The organism is Pseudomonas sp. BJP69 (genome assembly GCF_007633355.1).
In the GTDB taxonomy this organism is placed as follows: domain Bacteria; phylum Pseudomonadota; class Gammaproteobacteria; order Pseudomonadales; family Pseudomonadaceae; genus Aquipseudomonas; species Aquipseudomonas juntendi.
Map to the genome: position 1 here is coordinate 4,961,411 of NZ_CP041933.1, position 15,849 is coordinate 4,977,259.

The following is a 15,849-nucleotide window of genomic DNA, read 5'->3' on the forward strand; positions in this document are numbered from 1 at the left end:
TGCCTGTCACTGCTGCCCGGCGACCTCGACGGGCATTTATTGCAAAGTGTGTTGCTCGACAAACACTTGCGGCTCCATGCCTTCGCGGCTGACCAGGCGATTCAGTTCGACCATGGGCAGTCGCACGCTCAGCAGGCTGCGCCCTTCTTCATCATGCTCTTCACTCTGCACCGCACCCAAGGCAAAGAATTGCGCGCGCAAGCGGGCAAAACGCTGCTCCAGGCAAAGGGTACCGACAAACAGATCTTCCCCCAGCAACTCGGCAATCGCCTGGCCGACCAGCTCCAGGCCACGCCCATCGCGTGCCGATACCCAGACCCGTTCCGGCTTGCCATCGGCATTGCGCTGGATCTGCGGCTCGACATCTTCGAGCAGGTCGAGTTTGTTATACACCTCGAGGATCGGCAAGCCTTCGGCGCCAATCTCGCCCAAAACCGCCAGCACTTGCTCGATCTGTTCCATGCGCTCGGGCTCATGGGCATCGATCACATGCAGCAACAGGTCGGAGTTGCTCGACTCTTCGAGCGTAGCGCGAAATGCCTCGACCAGCTTGTGCGGCAAATGGCGAATGAAGCCCACGGTGTCGGCCAGCACGATCGGGCCAAGGTCGTTGAGCTCGAGCCGGCGCAAGGTCGGGTCGAGGGTAGCGAACAGCTGGTCCGCGGCGTACACCTCGGATTCGGTCAGGGCGTTGAACAGCGTGGACTTGCCAGCGTTGGTGTAACCCACCAGCGACACCGAAGGGATGTCTGCACGCTTGCGCCCGCGCCGTGCCTGCTCGCGCTGGCTACGGACCTTTTCCAAGCGCGACTTGATCTGGCGGATGCGCACGCGCAACAGGCGCCGGTCGGTTTCCAGCTGGGTTTCACCCGGGCCGCGCAGGCCGATACCCCCTTTTTGCCGCTCCAGGTGAGTCCAGCCACGCACCAACCGCGTGCTCATGTGCTCCAGCTGGGCCAGTTCGACCTGCAGCTTGCCTTCATGGGTACGCGCCCGTTGGGCGAAGATATCGAGGATCAGCCCGGTGCGGTCGAGCACACGACACTCGAACACACGTTCAAGGTTGCGCTCCTGGCTGGGCGTGAGGGTGTGATTGAAAATCACCAGGTCTACCTGTTCGGCATGGACCAGGTCGTGCAGCTCTTCGACCTTGCCACTGCCAATCAGGTATTTGGCGGAAGGCTGATGCCTTGTCACCGTGACCAGCGAAATGATGTCGGCACCGGCCGACAATGCCAGTTCCTGAAACTCCTGCGGGTCTTCGCGCGCCTCAGGGTTCTGACCTTCCAAGTGAACGAGCAACGCCCGCTCACCACCACCGTGGCGCTCAAAGAACAATGCAGGCTCCTATCAGGCGTTGCCTGGCTCGCTGTCACCGTGCTCGGAATCGGACGGGCTTGGCAGGCGAACCGGACGGGCTGGCACCACGGTCGAAATGGCGTGCTTGTAGACCATCTGGCTCACGGTGTTCTTCAGCAGTACCACGAACTGGTCGAACGACTCGATCGAACCCTGCAGTTTGATGCCGTTGACCAGGTAAATGGAAACCGGGACCTTCTCTTTTCTCAAAGTGTTCAGGTAAGGGTCTTGTAGCGAATGCCCTTTTGACATATGCCGCACTCCTGTAAGGATAAATAATAGAAAATCAATGAAATCGATAAATTAGGCCGCCCCTTCGCAAGAATAGACGGCAATCAGCAGGGACTCAGCTCAATATGGAGATGGGCCCCAGGTATTTCAAGGTGCGGGACAGATTGTCGCAGGCCAGGCTGTCTAGCCAGTGTACGTCAGGCCAGCCACGCAACCAGGTGAACTGCCGTTTGGCCAGCTGCCGGGTCGCGATGATACCGCGTTCACGCATTTCACTCTCTGACAGCTTGCCGTCCAGGTAATCCCAGACTTGCCGATACCCCACTGCCCGTATAGACGGTAACCCGGCGTGCAAGTCACTTCTGGCTCGCAGTGATCGGACCTCGTCGATAAAGCCCTGTTCCAGCATCTGCGAAAATCGTAACGCAATTCGCTGATGCAAAATGTGACGATCTGTAGGAGCAATCGCCAAGCTGGCGACAGTATAGGGCAAATGCCCGCCAGCGCCTGCGTCTGCGCCGCGACTTTCAGCGAATTGACGTTGCCGGTGAGCCGTCATGCTCTCACCGCTCACCCGGTAGACCTCCAGGGCGCGGATCAACCGCTGCGGGTCGTTGGGGTGAATGCGCGCCGCCGACACCGGGTCGACCTCGGCCAGTTGGCGGTGCAACTCGCCCAGCCCCAAGGCCGCCGCCTGGGCTTCAAGCTCGGCACGCACGCCCGCATCGGCCGCTGGCATGTCGGCAAGGCCGTCGACCAACGCTTTGTAATACAGCATGGTACCGCCGACCAGCAGCGGGATTTTGCCGCGCCCGCTGATCTCGGCCATGGCCTGCAGTGCGTCGGTGCGAAACTGCGCGGCCGAGTAGCTTTCGGCCGGGTCGCGGATGTCGATCAAGCGATGCGGGTGGGCGGCAAGGACTGCTTTCGACGGTTTGGCCGAGCCGATGTCCATGCCGCGGTAGATCAGCGCCGAATCAACGCTGATCAGCTCGCACGGCAGCACTTTGGTCAGTTCGATGGCCAGGTCGGTCTTGCCGGCGGCCGTCGGACCCATGAGGAATATCGCTGGGGGCTTGCCGCTCATTTCATCGACCGCGCAGGAAAAGTTTGTCCAGGTCGTCCAGGCCCATCTGGGTCCAGGTGGGACGGCCGTGGTTGCACTGGCCGCTGCGCTCGGTGTTTTCCATATCGCGCAGCAGGGCGTTCATCTCGGGAATGGCCAGGCGCCGGTTGGCGCGTACCGCGCCGTGGCAGGCCATGGTGCCGAGCAGCTCGTTGAGGTGGGCCTGAATACGGTCGCTGGTGCCGTATTCCATCAGGTCGGCCAGCACATCCTGCATCAGGCGGTTGGCCTCGGCCTGCTTGAGCAAGGCCGGGATCTGGCGGATGGCCAGGGTTTCCGGGCCCAGCCGCTGCAGTTCGAAGCCCAGGCGCTGGAACCACTGCGCGTGCTCTTCGGCGCAGTCGGCTTCGCGCTGGCTCAGGGCCAGGGTTTCCGGCACCAGCAGCGGCTGGCCGCTGAGGCCCTCGCTGGCCATGGCTACCTTCAGGCGCTCGTACATGATGCGCTCGTGGGCGGCGTGCATATCGACCAGCACCAGGCCGACAGCGTTCTCGGCCAGGATGTAGATACCCTTCAGCTGCGCCAGCGCGTAACCCAGCGGCGGAATGTCGCCCTGGCTTTCCGGCAGGGTGGCTGCCGGGGCGGCGCCATTGTCCAGCGGCTTGTAAAACTCGCGGTACACCGCCTGCGCCTCGGCCGCCGGCAGCGGTGGCGAGGGCCGCGGGGTGTACTGGTACTGGTAACCGGCACCACTACCGCCGTTGCTGGCGGTGTGTTGCGGCGCACGTGGCTGCTCGAGCACAGGCGAAGCCAGGCGCATTTCCCCCTGCGGGCCGAACTCACCGGCCTGCTGGCCAGTGGCGCGCATCGCTTCAGGCACCGCAGCCGGGGCGGCCAGTTGGTCTTCCGGGCGCACATCGGCCAGGGCCCGGTGCAGGGTGCCGTACAGGAAGTCGTGCACCGAACGCCCTTCGCGGAAGCGCACTTCATGCTTGGTCGGGTGCACGTTGACATCGACGCCGCTGGGTTCCAGCTCAAGGAACAGCACAAAGGTCGGGTGCCGGCCGTTGAACAGCACGTCACGGTAGGCCTGGCGTACGGCGTGGGCCACCAGCTTGTCGCGCACCGCACGGCCGTTGACGAAGAAGTACTGCAGGTCGGCCTGGCTGCGCGAGAAGGTCGGCAGCCCAACCCAGCCCCACAGGCGCAGGCCGTTGCGCTCGACGTCGATCGGCAGCGCCTGCTCCATGAAGCCCGGGCCGCAGATGGCACCCACCCGCCGCGCACGCGCCACTTCATCATGGGCCTCGTGCAGGCTGAGGATGCTCTTGCCATTGTGGCGCAAGTGGAAGCCGACGTCGAAACGCGCCAACGCCAGGCGCCGGATGACCTCCTGCAGGTGATCGAACTCGGTTTTCTCGGCCTTGAGGAACTTGCGCCGCGCCGGGGTATTGAAGAACAGGTCACGCACTTCGACCGAAGTACCCACCGGGTGGGCCGCCGGCTGCACCCGCGGGAGCATGTCGCGGCCTTCGGTTTCAACCTGCCAGGCTTCTGTGGCACTGGCAGTACGCGAGGTCAGGGTCAGGCGCGCCACCGAGCTGATCGAGGCCAGGGCTTCGCCACGGAACCCCAGGCTCAATACGCCTTCAAGGTCTTCCAGCTCACGGATTTTGCTGGTGGCATGACGGGCCAGCGCCAGCGGCAGGTCGTCGGCAGAAATACCGCTGCCATCATCCCGCACCTTCAGCAGCTTGACGCCGCCCTGCTCCACTTCCACATCGATGCGCCGGGCTCCGGAGTCCAGGCTGTTCTCCAGCAGTTCCTTGGCTACCGAGGCCGGCCGCTCGACCACCTCGCCAGCGGCGATCTGGTTGGCCAGCCGCGGGCTGAGCAGCTGGATGCGCGAACCACCACTCATTGCGAAGCCAATGTGGTGGCAGGGATATCCAGACGCTGGCCGACCTTCAGCTCATCGGACTTCAGGCTGTTGGTGTTGCGCAAGCTGGCCACACTGACCTGGTAGCGCACCGCCAGCATTGCCAGGGTTTCGCCTGGGCGCACCGTGTGCTCACGTGGGCCGGCGGCAATCTTGCCGGTGTCACGCAGCCAGGCGATATAGGTGCCAGGCGGCGGGTTCTGCTGGAAGAACTGGCGCACCCCGGTATGAATCGACCGCGCAAGCGCTTGCTGATGGCTGCGACTGGCCAGCTTGGCCGCCTCACTGGCGTTGGAGATAAACCCGGTCTCGACTAGGATCGACGGAATGTCGGGCGACTTCAGCACCATGAAGCCAGCCTGTTCCACACGCTGCTTGTGCAGCGAGGTGATGCGGCCCATGTTGCCCAGCACTTTCTGCCCGACATTCAGGCTGGAGCTGAGCGTGGCCGTCATCGACAGGTCGAGCAGCACACCCGCGAGCATGCGGTCCTTGTCGTCGAGGCTGACGTTGCCGGCGCCCCCGATCAGGTCGGAACGGTTTTCCGTGTCTGCCAGCCAGCGTGCGGTTTCGGAGGTAGCGCCACGGTCGGACAGGGCAAACACCGATGCGCCGAACGCAGCCTTGGACGGCGCGGCGTCGGCGTGGATCGAAACGAACAGGTCGGCGCCCTTCTTGCGGGCGATTTCGGTGCGTTTGCGCAGCGGAATGAAGTAGTCACCGGTGCGGGTCAGTTCGGCGCGGAAGCCCTTTTCCGTGTTGATCTGGCGCTGCAGCTCCTGGGCGATCTGCAGCACGATGTCTTTTTCATGCTGGCCGCGCGAGCCGGAAGCACCCGGGTCCTCGCCGCCATGACCGGCGTCGATGGCAATGACGATGTCGCGCTTGCCGCTAGGTACCGGCGGCAGCTTGATGGCTGGCTGGGTCGGCGTGACCGGGACCGCTGGCGTGGTGGCAGGCGTTTGCACTGGGGTCGGTGGTGGGGTTGGCGCCGTGGCCGCGATGGCATCGGCTTCCTGATCGTACAGGTCGACCACCAGGCGGTTGCCGTACTGGGCATTGGGCGCCAGGGTAAAGCTCTTGGGGGTGACCGACTTCTTCAGGTCAACGACCACACGCAGGTCGGTCGGCGTGCGCTGGGCCGAACGCACGCTGCTGATCGGCGTGTTGGAAGTCGCCACTTTCAATGGCGCCGCCAAGGTCGCGCCATTGATGTCGATAACCAGGCGATCCGGTGCGCTCAAGGTGAAGACGCTGTGCTGCACGGGGCCAGACAGGTCGAAGACCAGCCGCGTGTTGTCTGGCGCGCGCCACAGGCGCACGCTCTTGACTTGAGTGACGGCCAGAGCGTCAACGGTCACCGTTGTCAGCAGCAGCCCAACGATGGCGACCAGTGCGCGTATGCGCATACCTACCCCACTTACTGTTTATAGTGTTTGGCCAGTGCCACGCACCAGGCCTCGCCGCGAGCCCCCTGCGGCGACAGGTTCAGCGAGCGTCCGCCCGCTTGGGGGCTTATGGTAATGGTCAGGTCGGGCTTTGGCAAAACGCCCGCACCCTTTTGTGGCCACTCGAACAGGCACAACGGGTCGCCCTCGAAATAGTCACGAATCCCCATGAACTCCAGCTCCTCCGGATCGACCAGCCGATACAGGTCGAAGTGAAAAGCTCGGACAGCGCCGATCTCGTAGGGTTCGACCACGGTGAACGTCGGGCTTTTCACTGCACCAGTATGGCCCAGGCCACGGATCAGGCCACGCGAGAGCGTGGTTTTACCCGCCCCCAGGTCGCCTTCCAGGAAAATGACACCGCGACCACCGGTCACTTCGGCCATTTTTGCACCAAAGTCGACTGTAGCCGCTTCATCGGCCAGAAACAGATTTAAGCCACACACGCAGAATGCTCCTCCAACAACGCTCGAATGACCGGCGCCAGATCGCTGGCCGCCAGGCCCCTGCCTTCAACCCCCAGACGCTCACCGGCACAGGCGTGAAGCCAGGTACCCAGGCAGCCGGCACTCCAGGCGTCCAGCCCCTGGGCCAGCAACGCCGCCAGCACCCCGGTCAGCACATCGCCCAAGCCCGCGCCGGCCATGGCCGGGTGCCCGCGCTCGCACAGCATCAACTGGCCGGACGGGTGCGCCACCAGGGTACCTGCCCCTTTGAGCAGGCACACACTGTTGTAGCGCCGCGCCAGCTTGCGCGCAGCGCCCGGCCGGTCGGCCTGCACCGCTTCGGTGGAAATGCCCAGAAGCCGCGCCGCTTCCCCGGGGTGAGGGGTGAGAATGCTACCGCTGGGCAGGGCCAATGGGGTGCCTGCCAGCAAATTCAGGGCGTCGGCGTCCCATACCTGCGGGCGCTCGGCGTTCGCCACTGCCGACAACAGGCTCCGGCCCCAGGCAGCCTGCCCAAGGCCAGGGCCCACCACCAGTACCGTGGCGCGCTCCAGCACGCCGACCAACTGGTTGGCCGACTGTACCCCCAGGCACATCACCTCAGGCAGGCGGGCCAGGCTCGCGGGTAGATGTTCGGGCCGGGTCGCCACGCTGACCAGGCCGGCGCCGCAGCGCAAGGCGGCTTCGGCGCTGAGCAGCACAGCGCCACCGGTGCCCAGGTCGCCGCCCACTACCAGCACATGGCCGAAGTCGCCTTTGTGCGCATGCGGGTGCCGTGCCGGCAGGTGTGCGACAGTCACGCTGCTGAGCAGTTGTAGAGTGTTGCCAGGGTGTTTGGTCTGCGGCATGGGGTCAAAGGCTCCAATGTCTGGCAGAATTATACGCACCTGAGCCCGTATTGCCTTGCCCATCCATGCCTGCCTCTACACCTGACCTCGCCCAACTGGCCCAATCGATCAAGATATGGGGCCAGGAACTCGGTTTTGCCCACGTCGGCATCGCCGGGGTCGACCTTGGCGAACACGAACAGCACCTGCAGCGCTGGCTAGACGCCGGTTACCAGGGCGAAATGGAGTACCTGGGTGCCCATGGCAGCAAACGGGCGCACCCCGACCAACTGATTCCCGGCACGGTACGCGTGGTCTCGCTGCGCATGGACTACCTGCCCGGCGATACGCAGATGGCGCAACGCCTGGCGCAACCGGAAAAAGCCTACGTGTCACGCTACGCCCTGGGCCGTGACTACCACAAGCTGGTGCGCAAGCGCGTGCAATTCCTGGCAGACCGTATCCAGCAAGCCATCGGCCCGTTCGGCTACCGCGCCTTCGTCGACAGTGCCCCAGTGCTGGAGAAGGCCCTGGCCGAGCAGGCCGGGCTGGGCTGGATCGGCAAGAACACCCTGCTGCTCAACCGCAAGGCCGGCAGTTATTTCTTCCTGGCCGAACTGTTCGTTGACCTGCCGTTGCCGGTGGACGAAGCCACCACCAGTGAACACTGCGGGCGTTGCCAGGCGTGCCTGGACATCTGCCCGACCCAGGCGTTCGTCGGGCCCTATGTGCTGGACGCGCGGCGTTGCATCTCGTACCTGACCATCGAGCTGAGAGGGCCTATTCCTGTCGAACTGCGCTCGATGATGGGTAACCGTGTATTCGGTTGCGACGACTGCCAGATCGTCTGCCCGTGGAACCGCTTCGCCAAGCACAGCCAGGAGCAGGATTTCCAGCCGCGGCATGGGTTGGAGAATGCCGAGCTGGCCCAGATGTTCCTGTGGGATGAGCGTACTTTCCTGCGCAAGACCGAGGGCGGGCCGCTACGCCGGGCAGGCTATGAGCGGTTCTTGCGCAACCTGGCGGTGGGCTTGGGCAATGCGCCGCCGACGATACCGGTGATCGAGGCGCTGAAGGCGCGGCGCGAGGATGCCTCGGAGCTGGTGCGCGAGCATGTCGAGTGGGCGCTGGCCCGGCACGGCATTCAATAGCTACACGGCCCACTGTGGGAGCGGGCGCGCCCGCGAAGCAGGCAACTCGGTGGATGCACCGGCTTCGCCGGTGTTCGCGGGCATGCCCGCTCCTACAGGGACCGCGCCGGACTTGGGGCAGGTTTACTGCTGGTGGGAGCGGGCGCGCCCGCGAAGCAGGCAACGCGGTGGGTGGCACCGGCTGCGCCGGTGTTCGCGGGCATGCCCGCTCCTACAGGGACTGCGCCGGGCCTGGGGCAGGTTTACTGCTGGTGGGAGCGCGCCCGCGAAGCAGGCAACGCGGTGGGTGGCACCGGCTGCGCCGGTGTTCGCGGGCATGCCCGCTCCTACAGGGACCGCGCCGGGCCTGGGGCAGGTTTACTGCTGGTGGGAGCGGGCGCGCCCGCGAAGCAGGCAACGCGGTGGGTGGCACCGGCTGCGCCGGTGTTCGCGGGCATGCCCGCTCCTACAGGGACCGCGCCGGGCTTGGGGCAGGTTTACTGCTGGTCGTTGTAGTGGAACTTGGGCATTTCCCAATGGAAACGAATCGCCAGCAAGCGCACCAGGAACCCACCAAAGAGGGTCAGCAGCATCGCCTGCTCCGCCGGCACCTTGAAATACACGCAGCCCAGGTAGAACCACGCCGCGGCGAACGACACGCTGGCGTACAGCTCGCGGCGGAACACCAGCGGGATGTCGTTGCAGAAGATATCGCGCAAGATCCCACCGAACACCCCCGTGATCACCCCGCTGATCGAAGCCACCAGCATGCCCTGCCCCATTTCCAGCGCCGTCATGCAGCCAATCAGGGTAAACGCCACCAGCCCCAGTGCGTCTAGCACCAGGAACAGCGAGCGCAGGCGGCGCATCATTGGCGCGATGAAAATGGTCAAAAGAGCAGCAAAGCTGGTCAATACCAGGTACTCAGGGTGTTTCACCCAGGTCAGCGGATAGTGCCCGAGCAACACATCGCGCACCGACCCGCCACCCAGGGCGGTAACACAGGCGATCAGCACCACGCCGAACCAGTCCATGCCGCGACGCCCGGCAGACAACGCACCGGTCATGGCTTCGGCAGTGATGGCAATGAGGTAGAGCATCAGCAACATGGTGCGGGTCCGTGCGGGAAAGGCGCGCAGTCTAACCAGTTGCCCAAGGCACCAAAAGGGGGCGCAGCCAGAATATCTGCGCCGTAACGGTTCACACCTTGATGAAATGCTCGCGGTAGTGGCGCAACTCGGCAATCGATTCGCGAATGTCGTCCAGCGCCAGGTGCGTATTGCCCTTCTTGAAGCTGTCACGCACGTCCGGCGCCCAGCGGGCTGCCAGTTCTTTCAGCGTCGAGACATCCAGGTTGCGGTAGTGGAAGTAGTTTTCCAGGTTGCGCATGTGCCGGTAGAGGAAGCGACGGTCCTGGCAGATGCTGTTGCCGCAGATCGGCGATTTGCCTTTGGGCACCCACTGTTCGAGGAAAGCAATGGTCTGGGCCTCGGCCTCGGCCATGCCGACCTTGCTGTCGCGCACACGCTGGGTCAGGCCAGACGCGCCATGGGTGCGGGTGTTCCACTCGTCCATGCGGGCCAGTACTTCATCGCTGTGGTGGATGGCGATCACCGGGCCTTCGGCCAGGGTGTTCAGCTCGCTGTCGGTGACAATCGTGGCCATTTCGATGATGACGTCGCTGTCCGGATCGAGGCCGGTCATTTCCAGGTCGATCCAGATCAGGTTCTGTGGGTTTTGCATGCAGAAGCTCCTCATATAGCCCGTCATATTAGCCTAGTGGCCCAGCCACGCCCATTCACCGCCACAAGGTAAGGGCAATGGTGCAACGCCTGGCGTGCTAAACTGCCTGCCGTTTTCAATGCCCTGACCCGGGCCCTTCTCACGGAATGTTCATGGCCAAACGCCAGCTCAATCGCCGCCAGAACTGGCGCATCGAAAAAATCCAGGGCGAGCGTGCTGCTCGCGCGGCCAAACGCGAGCAGCATGTGCTGCAGGAACTGGAAGGTGGCGACCTGGGGCCGGAACAACTTGGCCTGGTGATTGCCCACTTTGGCGTGCAGGTCGAGGTGGAGGCCCAGGATGGCGACGTTGCAGGCCAGGTGTTCCGCTGCCACTTGCGCGCCAACCTGCCAGCACTGGTCACTGGCGACCGCGTGGTATGGCGTGCAGGCAACCAGGGCATAGGCGTGATCGTGGCGCAGATGCCACGCAGCACCGAACTGTGCCGGCCAAACAACCATGGCCAGTTGAAACCGGTCGCAGCCAACGTCGACCTCATCGTGATCGTGTTTGCCCCGGCCCCGGAACCGCACCCGAACCTGATCGACCGTTACTTGGTCGCTGCCGAGCATGCAGGCCTGCGCCCGCTGCTGCTGCTGAACAAGGCCGACCTGATCAACGCCGAGAACGGCCCCGGCCTGCAGGCGCTGCTGGAGGTTTACCGCGAGCTGGGCTACCCGCTGCTGGAGGTATCTGCCCACCACGGTGATGGCATGCAACGCCTGCAGCAGCAACTTGACGGGCACATCAGCGTGTTCGTCGGCCAGTCGGGTGTGGGCAAGTCTTCGCTGGTCAACAGCCTGCTGCCAGAGGCCGGCACCCGCGTCGGCGACCTGTCGGAATGGTCGGGCCAGGGCACCCACACCACCACCACCGCGCGGCTGTACCATTTCCCCAATGGCGGCGACCTTATCGACTCGCCGGGCATCCGCGAATTCGGCCTTGGCCACGTCAGCCGCAGCGATGTGGAGGATGGCTTCATCGAGTTCCGCGACCTGTTCGGCACCTGCCGCTTCCGCGATTGCAAACATGACCGCGAGCCAGGCTGCGCGTTGCTCAAGGCGCTGGACGATGGCCGGATCTCGCAGCAACGCATGAACAGCTACCGCTCGATCATCGCCAGCCTGACGGAAGACAGCTACTGACCGGGCTGTAAGCCTTCCTCCGCGCTGAGGCCCACCTGCACGGCCCTGCAAAACGCCGTGCAAGGTTCCGCGGGGCCTACTGCTCCTTGCTCTCGTCCATCTTCAGCGTGCCATCCTCGAAGATGTTCAGCTTCTGGCGCAGTTCACGTGGTTGCATCGGCGCCTGATCGGCCCCGGCACCGGGCGCCGCGCCACTGGCCGGCGGAACCGCAGGCGGGGCTGCCGGCGCTTGCGGTGCACCCTGTTCGCCCTGCTCACCCTCGATGTTGCGCTGGGCCTTCTTGGTCAGCACGATGATGTCGATGCGGCGGTTTACCGGGTTGAACGGGTTCTTGCGGTCGAACAGCGATGACGATGCATACCCCACCACCCGAGCCACCTGGCCGTCCGGGTACCCACCTGCCACCAATGCCCGGCGTGCGGCATTGGCGCGGTTGGCCGACAGCTCCCAGTTGCCGAACTCGCCAGTGCCGGCATACGGTTTGGCGTCGGTGTGGCCGCTGATGCTGATCTTGTTGGGCACTGCCTTGATGGTATCGGCCATGGCCAACAGAATGTCTTCGAAATATGGCTGCAGGCGCGCACTGCCGATATCGAACATCGGACGGTTCTCGGCGTCCATGATCTGGATACGCAGGCCATCCTGGGTGATCTCGAACAGGATCTGGTCCTTGAACTTCTGCAGTTGCGGGTTCTCCTCGACCTTGTTCTGCAGCTCCTGCAACAGCAATTCAAGGCGCTCGCGCTCGACCTGCTCGGCCATGGTCTCCACCTGGTCCTTGTCCAGCTGGGTAGGCGACGGCTGCGTGGGCTCGGTTTTCACTTCCGGGTTGATGGTTTTGTCCGGCGCCATTTCGGGGGAACCACCCAGGTCGATGACGTAGGGCGTACCACTTTCGGAGAACCCGATCGGGTCCTGGAAGTAACCGGCAATGGCGATCTTCTGTTCAGGCGTGGCCGTGGACAACAGCCACAGCACCAGGAAGAACGCCATCATCGCCGTGGCGAAGTCGGCAAAGGCGATTTTCCAGGCGCCACCGTGGTGGCCGCCGCCAAAGCGCTTGACGCGCTTGACGATGATGGGCTGATTGTTCTCCATGAATCAGCGACCGCGAACCGCTTGTTCCAGCTCGGCGAAGCTTGGGCGGTGCTTGGGGTACAGCACCTTGCGCCCGAACTCGACCGCCAGCGACGGCGGCATGCCCGAAGCCGAGGCCACCAGCGATGCCTTGATCGACTCGTACAGGTTCAGCTCTTCCTTGGCGTCGTGCTCCAGGCACTTGGCCAGCGGGCCGAAGAAGCCGTAGGCCGCGAGAATACCGAAGAACGTACCGACCAGCGCCGCACCCACGTGCATGCCGATGGCCGCCTGGTCCCCATCGCCCAGCGAGGCCATGGTCACCACGATACCCAGCACCGCCGCTACGATACCGAAGCCGGGCATGCCATCGGCGATGCCGGTCACCGCATGGGACGGGTGCTCAAGCTCTTCCTTCATGCTCAGCAGCTCCATGTCGAACAGGCCCTCGAGCTCGTGCGGGGCCATGTTGCCGGTAGACATGATGCGCAGGTAGTCGCAGACGAACGCGGTCATGCGCTCATCGGCCAGTACCGTGGGGTACTTGGCGAAAATCGGGCTGGCGGCGGCGTCTTCGATGTCGGCCTCGATGGCCATCATGCCTTCGCGACGGCTCTTGTTGAGGATTTCGTACACCAGCCCCAGCACTTCAAGGTAGAACGCATGGCTGAAGCGCGAGCCGAACATCTTCATCGACTTCTTGATGACGTGCATGGTCATGTAGCCAGGGTTGGCCTGCAGGAATGCACCAAAGGCCGCACCGCCGATAATCAGTACTTCGAACGGCTGGATCAGCGCCGCGATCTTGCCGTGGGAAAGCACGTAGCCGCCGAGCACGCTCGCGAATACGACGATGATGCCGATAATTTTAGCCATAGGTTCAAAGCACTTGCTGTCGTGGTCAGGGGAAGAGACGAGAGCTGTAAAACTCTTCTTCTACTTATCGGCAGAACTGCGCCAGACTATAGCCACACAATGCGAAAAGCCAGTTCGGACTGATGTCAAAATGCCAATTGAAACCAAGGTGCCCGCTCAGGCTCCGCGAACGCTAGAGGCCTGGGTCAAGCTGCTCGAGAGTGTTCGCATCCCGGTGCCGAAGCACAGCTACGACCGGGTCATGGCGGCCATCCACGATAGCCGCCGCTCGCTGCGCGACATCGCCGAACTGATGCAAGATAGCCCGGCGCTGGTGTTGTCGGTGATGCGTGAAGCCAACCACGCCACCAACGCCAGCATGGCCGAACCGGCCGAAAGCCTTGAAGTGGCCCTCAACCGGCTCGGCCTGGAGCGCAGCGAGCTGTTGCTCAAGCGCCTGCCGGCAGTGCCTGTTGAAGAAATCCCGCCGGTTCTGTGCCAGTTCCAGATGATCAGCCAGCACGCAGCGCAGCAGGCCAGCGGCCTGTTCGCCAGCCGCCTGGCCCGGCTGTGGCAGGAAATCCACTGGGGTAGCCTGCTGTTCCTGTCGCCCCTCTGGCCGCTGGCACTGGCCTACCCGAAGCTGCTCGACACCTGGGAGCTGCGGGTGATCCACAAGGGTGAAGAGGCCGCCCATGTCGAGGAAGAACTGTTTGGCGTGCGCATAATGGCGCTGTGCCAGACCACGGCCGAATACTGGCGCCTGCCGCAGTGGGTGACCCAGGGTTACCGCCTGCTGCTGGAAGAGCGCGAGCAACTGGCCCAGGTGCTGAGCATCGCCCGCGACGAAGACCTGCTCAGCCAGCAACACCGCCTGGACGCAGAGCCCGGCCTGCGGCGCTGGTTCAACCAGCCGGCCAATACCGTATTGCTGGCCAACAACCTGGCCCTGGCGGCGCAGGTCGGCTGGGACAACCCGCACCTGTTACGCTGGCAGCTGCTGACCGCCCTGTACCTGCAGACTTCGCTGGAAGACGTGCAGCAGCAAGTTCACCAGCAGGCAGCCGCCAGCGCCCGTCGCCATGCCCGGCATGCACTGTTCCATCCAGCCGAGGCGCTGATATGGCCGTGGCACCAGCGCCGCCCGCACCCAGACATGCTGGCGGCGCCACCGCCCAGCAGTGAAGAGCTGGCGCGCTGGCGCACACTGTGCCAGCACCTGCTGGCGCAACCCAGCCCGTTCACCAATACCGTGCACCTGGCCACCCAGGCACAAGAGGCCCTGCTGGCCTGCGGCATGCAACGCATCATGCTGCTGAGCCTGGACAAGAGCACCGACACCCTGCGCGTGCAGCAGACCGCCGGCTTGCCCAAGGAGGCCGCGGGCCTCGCCCTGCAGGTGGCGCAGAACAAACTGCTGCAAAAGCTGATGAGCCAGGCCGGACAGCTGCGCATCACCCCGCAGAACAACAGCCAGTTCGCCGCGCTGCTGCCCGCCCCGCTGCGCGCCCTGTTCCGCAGTGAGCATGTGCTGCTGCGCTCGCTGGCAGTGAACGATCAGGTGCTCATGCTGCTGGTGGCCGACCAGGCTTGCAGGCCCATGGCCGACATCAGCGTGCAAGCCTTCGGCAAAACCGTGCAATGCATCGAGCGGGCACTGTCGCTGTTCGCCAACCGCAAAGCCTGAGCCTTGCGCTACAATCGCTCCTCTTTCCACTCTGGAGACCGTGGATGACCGACTTTTCCGGCCTGCCCTTGGTGATCGAAGCTGCAGACCTGCTGCCGCGCCTGGATTCACCGCAGTTGATCCTGGTCGACCTGAGCAGCGCCAACCGCTATGTCAGCGGGCATATCCCCGGCGCCCGCTTTGTCGAGGGCAAGCGTACCCAGCTCGGCCAGCCACCCGCCCCTGGTCTGCTGCCGCCCCTGGGCGAACTGGAAAAACTGTTCAGCGAACTCGGCCACCGCGATGATGCCGTCTACGTGGTGTATGACGATGAAGGCGGTGGTTGGGCGGGGCGCTTCATCTGGCTGCTCGACGTGATCGGCCATACGCGCTACCACTACCTCAATGGCGGTATCCAGGCCTGGCCAGCCGACAAGCTGTCCACCGAAGTGCCTGCACCCAGTACCGCCCCGGTGCACCTGCACCTCGACACTGCACCTACAGCCACCCGCGAGTACCTGCAAAGCCGCCTGGGCGCCGATGACCTGGTGATCTGGGACGCCCGCGCCCCACAGGAATTCAACGGCGAAAAAGTGTTGTCGGCCAAGGGCGGCCACATCCCTGGTGCGGTCAACTTCGAGTGGACCGCCGGCATGGACCTCAACGACCACCTGCGCATCCGCAAGGATATCGCCGAAGTTTTGCAAAGCCTGGGCATCACCCCCGACAAGGAGGTGGTTACCCATTGCCAGTCCCACCGCCGTTCCGGTTTCACCTATTTGGTGGCCAAGGCCCTCGGCTACCCACGCGTCAAGGCTTATGCCGGCTCGTGGAGCGAATGGGGCAACCACCCGGACACGCCTGTAGAAGTTTAAGG

15 protein-coding genes are annotated in these 15,849 nt (G+C 64.0%); 4 read left to right on the top strand and 11 right to left on the bottom strand.

Translation table 11 applies throughout. From position 1 onward, the window contains the following. Positions 1-36: 36 nt before the first annotated feature. The 7 genes from hflX to FPB55_RS23270 form a co-directional block, all read right to left on the bottom strand. Complete coding sequence (gene hflX, locus FPB55_RS23240; RefSeq protein ID WP_009681305.1) at positions 37-1,338, bottom strand: ribosome rescue GTPase HflX; 1,302 nt, start codon at positions 1,336-1,338, stop codon at positions 37-39. Positions 1,339-1,350: 12 nt separating this feature from the next. Further along, complete coding sequence (hfq, locus tag FPB55_RS23245; RefSeq protein WP_003258160.1) at positions 1,351-1,611, bottom strand: RNA chaperone Hfq; 261 nt, start codon at positions 1,609-1,611, stop codon at positions 1,351-1,353. A gap of 94 nt (positions 1,612-1,705) precedes the next feature. Beyond that, entirely contained in the window at positions 1,706-2,677 is a 972-nt protein-coding gene (gene miaA, locus FPB55_RS23250) for a tRNA (adenosine(37)-N6)-dimethylallyltransferase MiaA (RefSeq protein ID WP_009681306.1), read from the bottom strand. Between the two features lies 1 nt (position 2,678). After that, positions 2,679-4,577, bottom strand: a complete 1,899-nt coding sequence (mutL, locus tag FPB55_RS23255) for a DNA mismatch repair endonuclease MutL (RefSeq protein ID WP_144189418.1) — start codon at positions 4,575-4,577, stop codon at positions 2,679-2,681. Beyond that, positions 4,574-6,004 carry an N-acetylmuramoyl-L-alanine amidase gene (locus FPB55_RS23260; protein WP_009681308.1) on the bottom strand — a complete coding sequence of 477 codons (1,431 nt, stop codon included), beginning with the start codon at positions 6,002-6,004 and terminating at the stop codon, positions 4,574-4,576. The genes mutL and FPB55_RS23260 overlap by 4 nt, the downstream gene beginning before the upstream one ends. 11 nt (positions 6,005-6,015) lie before the next feature. Continuing rightward, positions 6,016-6,489: a tRNA (adenosine(37)-N6)-threonylcarbamoyltransferase complex ATPase subunit type 1 TsaE gene (gene tsaE, locus FPB55_RS23265; RefSeq protein WP_009681309.1), complete on the bottom strand. Its 474-nt coding sequence runs from the start codon at positions 6,487-6,489 to the stop codon at positions 6,016-6,018. Then, the gene (locus FPB55_RS23270; RefSeq protein ID WP_009681310.1) at positions 6,477-7,337 is read right to left on the bottom strand and encodes an NAD(P)H-hydrate dehydratase; all 861 of its coding nucleotides are present in this window, start codon (positions 7,335-7,337) and stop codon (positions 6,477-6,479) included. The genes tsaE and FPB55_RS23270 overlap by 13 nt, the downstream gene beginning before the upstream one ends. A 65-nt stretch (positions 7,338-7,402) precedes the next feature. Here FPB55_RS23270 and queG point away from each other — a divergent pair, with 65 nt between their 5' ends. Then, complete coding sequence (queG, locus tag FPB55_RS23275; RefSeq protein WP_054904838.1) at positions 7,403-8,467, top strand: tRNA epoxyqueuosine(34) reductase QueG; 1,065 nt, start codon at positions 7,403-7,405, stop codon at positions 8,465-8,467. Positions 8,468-8,943: 476 nt separating this feature from the next. Here queG and FPB55_RS23285 read toward each other — a convergent pair whose 3' ends face one another. Then, complete coding sequence (locus FPB55_RS23285) at positions 8,944-9,555, bottom strand: trimeric intracellular cation channel family protein (protein ID WP_003249516.1); 612 nt, start codon at positions 9,553-9,555, stop codon at positions 8,944-8,946. A gap of 91 nt (positions 9,556-9,646) precedes the next feature. Then, complete coding sequence (gene orn, locus FPB55_RS23290; RefSeq protein WP_009681312.1) at positions 9,647-10,189, bottom strand: oligoribonuclease; 543 nt, start codon at positions 10,187-10,189, stop codon at positions 9,647-9,649. Positions 10,190-10,341: 152 nt separating this feature from the next. On the opposite strand from orn, the gene rsgA reads away from it, so the two are divergent. Then, positions 10,342-11,373 carry a small ribosomal subunit biogenesis GTPase RsgA gene (rsgA, locus tag FPB55_RS23295; RefSeq protein WP_009681313.1) on the top strand — a complete coding sequence of 344 codons (1,032 nt, stop codon included), beginning with the start codon at positions 10,342-10,344 and terminating at the stop codon, positions 11,371-11,373. Between the two features lie 76 nt (positions 11,374-11,449). Here rsgA and motB read toward each other — a convergent pair whose 3' ends face one another. Both motB and motA read right to left on the bottom strand, forming a co-directional pair. Beyond that, entirely contained in the window at positions 11,450-12,472 is a 1,023-nt protein-coding gene (motB, locus tag FPB55_RS23300; protein WP_054904839.1) for a flagellar motor protein MotB, read from the bottom strand. Between the two features lie 3 nt (positions 12,473-12,475). Next, the gene (gene motA, locus FPB55_RS23305) at positions 12,476-13,327 is read right to left on the bottom strand and encodes a flagellar motor stator protein MotA (protein ID WP_009681315.1); all 852 of its coding nucleotides are present in this window, start codon (positions 13,325-13,327) and stop codon (positions 12,476-12,478) included. Between the two features lie 130 nt (positions 13,328-13,457). On the opposite strand from motA, the gene FPB55_RS23310 reads away from it, so the two are divergent. Together FPB55_RS23310 and FPB55_RS23315 are read left to right on the top strand one after the other, a co-directional pair. After that, positions 13,458-14,993, top strand: a complete 1,536-nt coding sequence (locus tag FPB55_RS23310; RefSeq protein ID WP_009681316.1) for an HDOD domain-containing protein — start codon at positions 13,458-13,460, stop codon at positions 14,991-14,993. Positions 14,994-15,037: 44 nt separating this feature from the next. After that, positions 15,038-15,847, top strand: a complete 810-nt coding sequence (locus FPB55_RS23315; protein ID WP_009681317.1) for a rhodanese-like domain-containing protein — start codon at positions 15,038-15,040, stop codon at positions 15,845-15,847. Positions 15,848-15,849 lie beyond the last annotated feature (2 nt).